A 9,449-nucleotide genomic window follows, 5' to 3' on the forward strand; every position below is an offset into this window, starting at 1 on the left:
TTTGATGCATCTCCTTTTTCAATTCTTACCAAATCCTACAGATATCTTCCACAATCTGCGGAACCGTCAACCGGTTCTTCTTCAACTGCTCCTCCACATCGTAACGGTCGATAAACTCTTTCTTCACACCATAGTTCAGTACCTTCATATCCGACGGACCGTAATAACGGGCAATCTTCTCGCCAAAGCCACCGTCCAGCACTCCGTCCTCAAGAGTAATGACCAGTGTATGGTCGCGCTTCAGGTCATCGAGCAAAGCCTCGTCCACACCCGTGATGTAGCGAGGATTGACAAGCGTGGCATCCACTCCTTTCTCTTCCTTCAACCGGGCAGCCACGGCTTCGCCCAACTGATAGAAAGAGCCCAGTCCCAATATGGCGACCTTCTCTCCACGATGGGACACCTCATAACGGTTCAGCGTCTTGCCGTAATCCTTCTCCGGTTCTACATTCCTGCGGACAACCCCATTGGCCGGCACGCGAATGGCAACCGGATGTTCCGTTTGACGGATGCCCCACTCCAGCATTGCCATATACTCCTCACGACAAGTAGGTGCCAGATAAACCATATTCGGAATATTACCGATGACCGGAATATCAAAAAGACAAAGATGGGTAACATCATTCATACTCGATAAGCTTCCCCAGAAGACAAGAATCAGTGCAGGATTATTGTTGATGCAAAGATCCTGGGACAACTGGTCGTAGGCGCGCTGGATAAAGGTGCTGTAGACCCCGAATACCGGTTTTCCACCTCCGGCAGCAATGGCAGAAGCCATGGCAACAGCCTGCTCTTCGGCAATGCCCATATCGATGAACTGCCGCCCTGCCTCCTTGCGGCGCTCCGGTGTAAAGCCAAATACCGTAGGTGTACCTGCGGTGATGCCCACCACAGTCGGGTCTTTCTTCATCTCCTGCAACAAATAACCGGCGGTAAGGTCGGCATAGTCTTCACCCTCTCCAGACTCACCGGTCAGATTGCCGGTTTCAAGGTCGAACGGAACACTGTAATGGAAACGTTCTTTTTGCTCTTCTGCCAATTTGTATCCCTTACCTTTCAAGGTATTGATATGTACCACAACCGGATGCTTCTTGTCCTTCACTTCACGGAAAGCCTCTATCAATTGCTCCACGTCATTGCCATCCTTCACATAGAGATAATCATATCCCATTGCCTTAAAATAGTTGCAGGGAGCCTGCCCCTCCGTTTCGCGTAACTGTTGCAGATTGCGGTATAGCCCGCCATGATTCTCGGCAATGGACATCTGGTTATCGTTGACAATGACGATGAAGTTCGTGCCCAGTTCGGCACCTACATTCAATCCTTCGAAGGCTTCACCTCCACTCAACGAGCCATCGCCGATGACGGCAATCACATTACCCGCCTCCCCCTTCAGGTCACGCGCCTTGGCAAGTCCGCTTGCCAGACTGACGGAGGTAGAGGTATGCCCAATGACGAAGAAGTCGTGCTCGCTTTCCGACGGTTCGGAATATCCGGAGACTTCGTCATACTCGTCCGCATTCATAAACGCTGCCCGGCGGCCTGTCAATATCTTATGGGTATAACTTTGGTGAGACACGTCATAGACTATCTTGTCCGTTGGTGAATCGAACACGTAATGCAGGGCTATGGTGGCTTCTACCATTCCCAGGTTGGGACCTACGTGTCCTCCGTGGGAGCTTAACTTGTTTAACAACACCTGGCGGATTTCTCCACCCAATCCGTTCATTTCGCTGACTGATAACTTTTTCACGTCAGCAGGGGAATTTACTTTTTCAATATACATATTCTATAATAACATTTAAGTAGCAATGCTTGTTTATCCGATGCTGCCCGTTATGCAGACCTCATCCAGACGCTGCAAAAGTACAGAGGAAACGGGAACGGAAAGGTAGATAAATTACCGGTTTTATTACCTTTTTTACAGATATAGAGCCAACTGATATTTGCGCAAAATCCCTCAACTTGTGCATTTTTCACCCCATTTTCTTGTCAAACCCAACTCTTTCCGTAAATTTGCAGGCTGATAATGAGTTAACCGGCCAATTTCAGTAGCAGGATTCTACTACTCCTATTCCCGGTACTGACATACAAAGAAATACTAATACTAATAATTAATAGCATGAGTTTGAAAATTGTTGTATTGGCAAAACAAGTTCCCGACACACGCAACGTTGGGAAAGATGCCATGAAAGCCGACGGAACTATCAACCGCGCGGCACTCCCTGCCATCTTCAACCCCGAGGACCTGAACGCTCTTGAACAGGCTCTCCGACTGAAAGATGAACATCCGGGCTCCACCGTTACCATCCTGACCATGGGACCGGGACGTGCAGCCGAAGTTATTCGTGAAGGACTTTACCGTGGTGCCGACAACGGCTATCTGCTGACCGACCGCGCCTTTGCAGGTGCCGATACGCTTGCCACTTCGTATGCCCTTGCCACAGCCATCAAGAAGATAGGCGACTATGACGTCATCATTGGCGGACGCCAGGCCATCGACGGTGATACCGCCCAAGTAGGCCCGCAGGTTGCCGAAAAGCTGGGGCTGACGCAAGTGACCTACGCAGAAGAGATTCTGAACGTGGATAAAGCCGCCAAGAAGATTACCGTGAAACGTCATATTGACGGTGGTGTGGAAACCGTTGAGGCTCCCCTGCCCATAGTCATCACCGTAAACGGAAGTGCCGCTCCCTGCCGCCCGCGCAATGCCAAACTGGTGCAGAAGTACAAACGCGCCCTCGGTGCCCAGGAAAAAGCTGCCATCACCAAGGAAGGCGCTGAGCTTGCCTACGCCGGCCTCTACGAGAAATATCCCTATCTGAACATCACGGAATGGAGTGTTGCCGACGTGAACGGCGACCTTGCACAATGCGGTCTGAGCGGTTCGCCTACCAAGGTGAAGACCATTCAGAACATCTCATTCCAGGCCAAAGAAAGCAAAACGCTGACGGGCAGCGACAAGGATGTGGAAGATTTGATTGTTGAACTGTTAGCCAACCATACGATAGGATAAGATTATGAATAATGTATTTGTATATTTAGAGATAGAAGGCACAACAGTTGCCGACGTCAGTCTCGAACTCTTGACCAAAGGTCGTAAATTAGCCAATCAGTTGGGCTGCCAACTGGAGGCAGTTGCTGCCGGAAGCAATCTGGCAGGCATTGAAAAGCAAGTATTACCCTACGGAGTAGACAAACTCCACGTATTCGACGCTCCGGGCTTGTTCCCCTATACTTCCCTTCCCCACTCCTCTGTCCTCATCAACTTGTTCAAAGAAGAAAAGCCGCAAATCTGTCTGATGGGCGCCACCGTTATCGGTCGCGACCTCGGTCCGCGCGTTTCTTCCGCTTTGACCAGCGGACTGACCGCCGACTGTACCTCACTGGAAATCGGCAACCACGAAGACAAGAAGGAAGGCAAGGTTTACGAGAACCTGCTGTATCAAATCCGTCCCGCATTCGGCGGTAACATCGTTGCCACGATTGTGAATCCCGAGCACCGTCCGCAGATGGCAACCGTTCGCGAAGGTGTGATGAAGAAAGAGATACTGGACGCTGACTATAAGGGCGAAGTCATCAACCACGACGTTGCCAAGTACGTGCCCGAGACGGATTATGTGGTAAAAGTCATCGACCGCCACGTAGAAAAGGCAAAACACAACCTGAAAGGCGCTCCCATCGTGATTGCTGGCGGCTACGGCATGGGAAGCAAGGAAGGTTTTGACATGTTGTTCGAGCTTGCCAAAGAACTCCATGCAGAGGTAGGCGCCAGCCGTGCTGCCGTCGATGCCGGTTATGCCGACCATGACCGCCAGATTGGCCAGACCGGTGTCACTGTCCGCCCCAAACTGTATATTGCTTGCGGCATCAGCGGACAAATCCAGCACATTGCCGGTATGCAGGAAAGTGGTATTATCATCTCCATCAACAATGACGAGAACGCTCCCATCAATACGATTGCCGACTATGTCATCAACGGTACGGTGGAAGAGGTTATCCCGAAGATGATAAAATATTATAAATCACACAGTAAATAACAATAAAGGTAATCATGAAAGGGCTGATTCTTATATTTGTTCTTCTTTCAGGTATATCTTCCGCTATCGCTCAAGAAAAGCTCTGGTTGGACAAGAATTACCAATGGACGGACGACTCCATCCAGGCAGTCAAGTATGCTCTTGTTTCCAAGATAAACAAGAAGTGCATCAAGGTGGAAGAGTATGCTTTGGAAGGACAAAAGAAGGATGTCTGGCATTTCTCCGAATACAAAAGCAATCCCCGCAAAAGGATAAGGGAAGGCCTGCATACATCATTCTATGCAAATGGCAAGGACAGCCTGACAGAAGTATATAGAGACAACCGCCTGGAGGGGCAGACCATGGTGTATTATCCCGACGGTGCCATACATCTGGCCCGGAGCTACAGCGATGGTAAACTTGACGGAACACTCCTGCAGTACTATCCCGACGGGAAACTCCGTAGAGAGGAACACTATTCAGAGAATCAGTGTACCGGTGGAAAGATGTTCGACGAGCACGGAACTGAAATGGAACATCAGCCGTATTTCATGTTTCCATCCTTCCCCGGTGGAATAGAGAACCTCATGAAACTGGTGGCCAATGTTACCAAATATCCGGAAGACGCCTGGAAGCAAAAGGCAGAAGGAAGGGTAATCCTACGATTCGTTGTAGACGAAGAAGGCAAGATGACCCATCCCCAAATTCTCCAGTCCGTGCGCTATGACATCGACAAAGAAGCCATACGCGCTTTCGAGGCCATTGCCGACGTCTACCGCTGGTCGCCCGGCTATCAGGACGGAGAGGCCAAGCGAGTGAAACTCACCATACCCCTATACTTCAGAATACCTAAATAACCAAGAAATTATGGCAAATTTTTATACCGAAGTTCCCGAATTGAAGTATCATCTGAACAACTCGATGATGGAACGTATCTGCGAACTGAAAGAACGCGGTTACCAAGACAAAGACAAGTATGACTATGCCCCGCAGGACTATGCGGATGCTATGGACTCTTTTGACAAGGTACTTGAAATCACCGGAGAGATTACTGGAGAGATTATCGCTCCCAATGCCGAGGGCGTGGACGAAGAAGGTCCCCACTGTGCCAACGGCCGTGTGGAATATGCCAGCGGCACCAAGCAGAACCTCGACGCCATGGTAAAAGCCGGATTGAACGGTATGACCATGCCGCGCCGTTTCGGTGGCTTGAACTTCCCGATTACTCCGTACACCATGTGTGCGGAAATCGTTGCCGCCGCCGATGCCGGTTTCGGTAACATCTGGTCACTGCAAGACTGTATCGAAACGCTCTACGAATTCGGTAACGAAGACCAGCACAGCCGTTTTATACCGCGTGTCTGCGCCGGAGAGACCATGTCTATGGACCTGACAGAACCGGATGCCGGTTCCGACTTGCAGAGCGTAATGCTGAAAGCGACCTATGACGAGGCCAACAACTGCTGGCGCCTGAACGGCGTGAAGCGTTTTATTACTAACGGTGACGCCAATCTCCACCTCGTACTGGCACGTTCAGAAGAGGGTACCAAAGACGGACGTGGCTTGTCCATGTTCATCTACGATAAGAATGAAGGCGGTGTAGACGTGCGCCGCATCGAGAACAAGCTGGGTATCCACGGCTCTCCCACCTGCGAGCTGGTTTACAAGAATGCAAAGGCAGAACTTTGCGGCGACCGCAAGCTTGGTTTGATTAAATACGTTATGGCTTTGATGAACGGTGCCCGTCTGGGTATTGCCGCACAGTCGGTAGGCCTTTCACAAGCTGCCTACAACGAAGGTCTGGCTTATGCCAAAGACCGCAAGCAGTTCGGCAAGGCTATCATCGAATTCCCGGCTGTATATGACATGCTGGCTATTATGAAAGCCAAGTTGGATGCAGGACGCTCCTTGCTGTACCAGACTTCCCGCTACGTTGACATCTACAAAGCGCTGGACGACATTGCTCGCGAACGCAAACTGACTCCGGAAGAACGCCAGGAACAAAAGAAGTATGCCAAACTTGCCGACGCCTTCACTCCGCTGGCAAAAGGTATGAACTCTGAATATGCCAATCAGAATGCTTACGACAGCATCCAGATTCACGGCGGTTCGGGCTTCATGCTGGAGTATGCTTGCCAACGTATCTATCGTGATGCACGTATCACTTCTATCTACGAAGGTACTACTCAGTTGCAGACCGTAGCTGCTATCCGCTATGTAACAAACGGCTCATACTCTGCCACCTTGCGCGACTACGAGCAAGTGCCGTGCAGCGAAGAAATGCAACCGTTGATGGACCGCATCAAAGAGATGACCAACAAGTTCGAAGCCTGCACCAATGCGGTGAAAGAGGCACAGAATCAGGAATTGCTGGACTTCGTGGCACGTCGCCTCTATGAGATGGCTGCGGTATGTATCATGTCGCACCTCATCATTCAGGACGCGACAAAGGCTCCCGAACTGTTCGGCAAGTCGGCTCTGGTGTATGTGAACTACGCAGAAGCTGAAGTGGAAAAACACTTTAACTTCATCCGTAAGTTCAAGGCAGAAGAGCTGGAAAGCTACCGCAAATAAACGCATTGCTTGGACAAGGCAAATATAGCGGGCACCGGAGTTTAGCTACTCCGGTGCCCGCTTGTTTTTTCTGAAATACTTCCTCCTGCTTGCCCCTTCTTAAAAGGACAAAAGTTCTCAAAGAGACGAAAGGAAAATTAATACTCTCCGTGCAGCCTCAGCCTGCCGCGCAGCGAGTGTATCTCCCGCTGCATCTCTTCCATCCTTGCCAGCAGATGGTGGATGGCATCAATCCCTTCCATATTGATGGAAAGGTCGTAGTACATACGGCTGTACCGTTCCACATCCGGCAACTCGGAGAAAGGCAGATAACGCTCTCCACCTTCCTGCTCCACATCTATCAGTCCACTTTCGCACAGCATATCAATAAAAGTGGGCTCTATATGACACTTGTCACAATATTCGCTGATGACAATCCATTCGTTCTGCATAATCCGTTCTCCTTTCATTAGTTCATACTCTGAATTTTACGGAACATCTCTTTCTGCTGTTCCGTCAGGTTTGTCGGCAACTTCACGGAATAAGTCACGATGAGATCGCCAAACTGTCCCTCCTTCTTATATACGGGGAAGCCCTTACCCTTCAGACGTACCTTAGTCCCGTTCTGAGTTTCGGGTTTCACCTTCAGCTTCACCTGACCATCCAAAGTATCCACCAACTGGTCGCCACCCAGCAGGGCTGTATAAAGGTCGACGGTCACATCCACATACAAATCATCTCCCAAACGCTTGAATACCGAGTCGTCCGGAATCACAAACGTGATGTATAAGTCACCTGCAGGACCTCCGTTGATGCCCTCGCCACCATAGCCTTTCAGTTTGATGACCTGTCCGTTGGCCACACCGGCCGGAATGGTAATACGCACTTGCTTGCCATTCACCGTCAATATCTGTTTATGGGTCTTCGCAGCCTCACGAAGCGAGAGGTTCAAATCCGCATGATAATCCTGCCCGCGGAAACCGGCATTGGCACCGCCTCCGCCGCGCGTACGATGACCGAACATCTGTTCGAAGAAGTCTGAGAAACCACCGGCATTACTGCCCGAAAATTCCTGGCCGTCGGAAGAATACCAATACGTACCGCCTCCGTCCGTACCAAATCCCGCACCGGAACCTCCAAAACCGGCACCGCCAAATCCCCCGAAGCCCCCGGCTTGCTGCTGTGCCCGCTTCTGCGCTTCAAACTCGTCGGCATGTTTCCAGTGTTCACCATATTCATCATATTTCTTTCTTTTTTCAGGATCACTCAGCACCTCATTCGCCTCGTTGATAGCCTGAAACTTATCCTTGGCCGTAGCATCGTTCGGATTCAAGTCAGGATGGTACTTGCGCGCCAGCTTGCGGAACGCTCTCTTGATGTCATCCTGAGATGCCTTTTTGTCCACTCCAAGGACCTGATAGTAATCAATATAAGCCATAGTCTATTAGTTTTATTGTCTAAATACCATAAAACAAATAACACGCCAATTTGTTTTACGCATTACTAAAATAGGTAAACGAAAATTAAAAAGCATCATCAAGCATAATAATTACGTGATAAACAAACATTTAGTTTCAACCAGACACTTATTTCACGTCTATAAAATACCAAAATAGTGTAAACGACACCTAATATCGTCTAATTATTCATCCTAAATCTTCCTAAAATTGACAGAAAATGCTTTATTTGTAATAAGGAAAATTTGTTTTATATATAATCCCCAACCTTAGATTAAAAACCCCCATTATGAAAAGTAATTATTGGCTCCTAACGGTAATATTCGCTCTCGTAGCCCTACCGGGCAAAGCAGGCGAATGGATCAGAATCAACCAACTCGGCTATTTGCCGCAATCCGTCAAAGTCGCTGTATTCATGAGCGAGGAAGGAACAAACGTAGAAAATTATTCATTGATTGACGCTTTCACCGGAAAGGTGGTGCGTACCTTCAACACAACCAAGGCCACCGGCAAGATGGGAGGCATGAAGAGTACCTACCGGTTGAACTTCAGTGATTTCACAGAACCGGGCACGTATTATCTGAAAGCAGGCAAAGCGGTCTCCCCCCGTTTCCCCATCAATGCACAAGTCTACAACGGTACCGCAGACTACCTGCTGCACTACATGCGGCAGCAACGCTGCGGCTATAATCCGTTCCTGAAAGACAGCTGCCACGTGCACGACGGCTACATCGTCTATCATCCCACCAAAACCGGACAACATATAGACGTCCGCGGAGGCTGGCACGATGCTACGGACTATCTGCAATACACCACCACCTCCGCCAATGCCATCTACCAGATGATGTTTGCCTATCAGGAAAATCCGGAATCATTCGGTGACGCCTATGATGCAGCCGGACATCCGGGAGCCAACGGCATTCCCGACATCGTGGACGAAATCAAGTGGGGACTGGACTGGCTGAACCGGATGAATCCTGCTCCGGGCGAGCTGTACAACCAGATAGCCGACGACCGTGACCATGCCGGAATGCGCCTACCTAACAAAGACCTGGTGGATTACGGCTACGGACCGGGTAAAGGACGCCCCGTTTACTTTTGCAGTGGCGAACCGCAAGTACGTGGAGAGTTCAAGAATGCAACGACCGGAGTGGCAAGCACTGCCGGCAAGTTTGCCTCCTGCTTCGCTTTAGGCGCCAAGATACTGAAAGACTACTATCCTGAATTTGCAGCAGAAATCGAAGCCAAGGCCGATGCCGCCTATCAGGAAGGCGTAAAGAAACCGGGAGCATGCCAGACTGCCTCTGTCTTGTCTCCCTACATTTACGAAGAGGACAACTGGGTGGACGATATGGAACTGGGAGCCATGGAACTGTACAAAGCCACCGGCGACAACAAATACCTGGCCCAAGCCCTTGAA

The 9,449-nt window shown here is 49.9% G+C and carries 8 protein-coding genes; 5 read left to right on the forward strand and 3 right to left on the reverse strand.

Annotated features, from left to right (window positions below):
- Positions 1 to 25: 25 nt before the first annotated feature.
- Positions 26 to 1,786: a 1-deoxy-D-xylulose-5-phosphate synthase gene (locus tag ABUA47_RS09685; RefSeq protein ID WP_005826266.1), complete on the reverse strand. Its 1,761-nt coding sequence runs from the start codon at positions 1,784 to 1,786 to the stop codon at positions 26 to 28.
- Between the two features lie 336 nt (positions 1,787 to 2,122).
- Here ABUA47_RS09685 and ABUA47_RS09690 point away from each other — a divergent pair, with 336 nt between their 5' ends.
- The 4 genes from ABUA47_RS09690 to ABUA47_RS09705 are packed head-to-tail and all read left to right on the forward strand — an operon-like array spanning position 2,123 to position 6,593.
- On the forward strand, positions 2,123 to 3,016 hold the full coding sequence (locus ABUA47_RS09690) for an electron transfer flavoprotein subunit beta/FixA family protein (protein ID WP_005826262.1): 894 nt from the start codon (positions 2,123 to 2,125) through the stop codon (positions 3,014 to 3,016).
- Between the two features lie 4 nt (positions 3,017 to 3,020).
- Entirely contained in the window at positions 3,021 to 4,040 is a 1,020-nt protein-coding gene (locus ABUA47_RS09695) for an electron transfer flavoprotein subunit alpha/FixB family protein (RefSeq protein WP_009036540.1), read from the forward strand.
- 14 nt (positions 4,041 to 4,054) lie between these two features.
- Positions 4,055 to 4,876, forward strand: a complete 822-nt coding sequence (locus ABUA47_RS09700) for an energy transducer TonB (RefSeq protein WP_117945451.1) — start codon at positions 4,055 to 4,057, stop codon at positions 4,874 to 4,876.
- Between the two features lie 10 nt (positions 4,877 to 4,886).
- Positions 4,887 to 6,593, forward strand: a complete 1,707-nt coding sequence (locus ABUA47_RS09705) for an acyl-CoA dehydrogenase family protein (RefSeq protein ID WP_005826256.1) — start codon at positions 4,887 to 4,889, stop codon at positions 6,591 to 6,593.
- A gap of 137 nt (positions 6,594 to 6,730) precedes the next feature.
- On the opposite strand, the gene ABUA47_RS09710 is transcribed toward ABUA47_RS09705, so the two are convergent.
- Positions 6,731 to 7,024 (reverse strand): chaperone modulator CbpM, encoded by a 294-nt coding sequence (locus tag ABUA47_RS09710; protein WP_009036538.1) that lies wholly within the window; start codon positions 7,022 to 7,024, stop codon positions 6,731 to 6,733.
- Between the two features lie 17 nt (positions 7,025 to 7,041).
- On the reverse strand, positions 7,042 to 8,010 hold the full coding sequence (locus ABUA47_RS09715) for a DnaJ C-terminal domain-containing protein (RefSeq protein WP_005826253.1): 969 nt from the start codon (positions 8,008 to 8,010) through the stop codon (positions 7,042 to 7,044).
- Positions 8,011 to 8,318: 308 nt separating this feature from the next.
- Between ABUA47_RS09715 and ABUA47_RS09720 the strand changes: the two genes are divergently transcribed.
- Positions 8,319 to 9,449 (forward strand): glycoside hydrolase family 9 protein (locus ABUA47_RS09720; RefSeq protein ID WP_349831567.1); only part of this gene is annotated, 1,131 nt, incomplete at its 3' end.

The organism is Bacteroides sp. RTP31139st1_H2_RTP31139_211217 (genome assembly GCF_040227615.1).
In the GTDB taxonomy this organism is placed as follows: Bacteria; Bacteroidota; Bacteroidia; order Bacteroidales; family Bacteroidaceae; genus Bacteroides; species Bacteroides uniformis.

Bases quoted from the DNA above. Each gene is read 5' to 3' on its own strand.
- ABUA47_RS09685 (WP_005826266.1), bottom strand. From the start codon at position 1,786: ATGTATATTGAAAAAGTAAATTCCCCTGCTGACGTGAAAAAGTTATCA.
- ABUA47_RS09690 (WP_005826262.1), top strand. From the start codon at position 2,123: ATGAGTTTGAAAATTGTTGTATTGGCAAAACAAGTTCCCGACACACGC.
- ABUA47_RS09695 (WP_009036540.1), top strand. From the start codon at position 3,021: ATGAATAATGTATTTGTATATTTAGAGATAGAAGGCACAACAGTTGCC.
- ABUA47_RS09700 (WP_117945451.1), top strand. From the start codon at position 4,055: ATGAAAGGGCTGATTCTTATATTTGTTCTTCTTTCAGGTATATCTTCC.
- ABUA47_RS09705 (WP_005826256.1), top strand. From the start codon at position 4,887: ATGGCAAATTTTTATACCGAAGTTCCCGAATTGAAGTATCATCTGAAC.
- ABUA47_RS09710 (WP_009036538.1), bottom strand. From the start codon at position 7,024: ATGCAGAACGAATGGATTGTCATCAGCGAATATTGTGACAAGTGTCAT.
- ABUA47_RS09715 (WP_005826253.1), bottom strand. From the start codon at position 8,010: ATGGCTTATATTGATTACTATCAGGTCCTTGGAGTGGACAAAAAGGCA.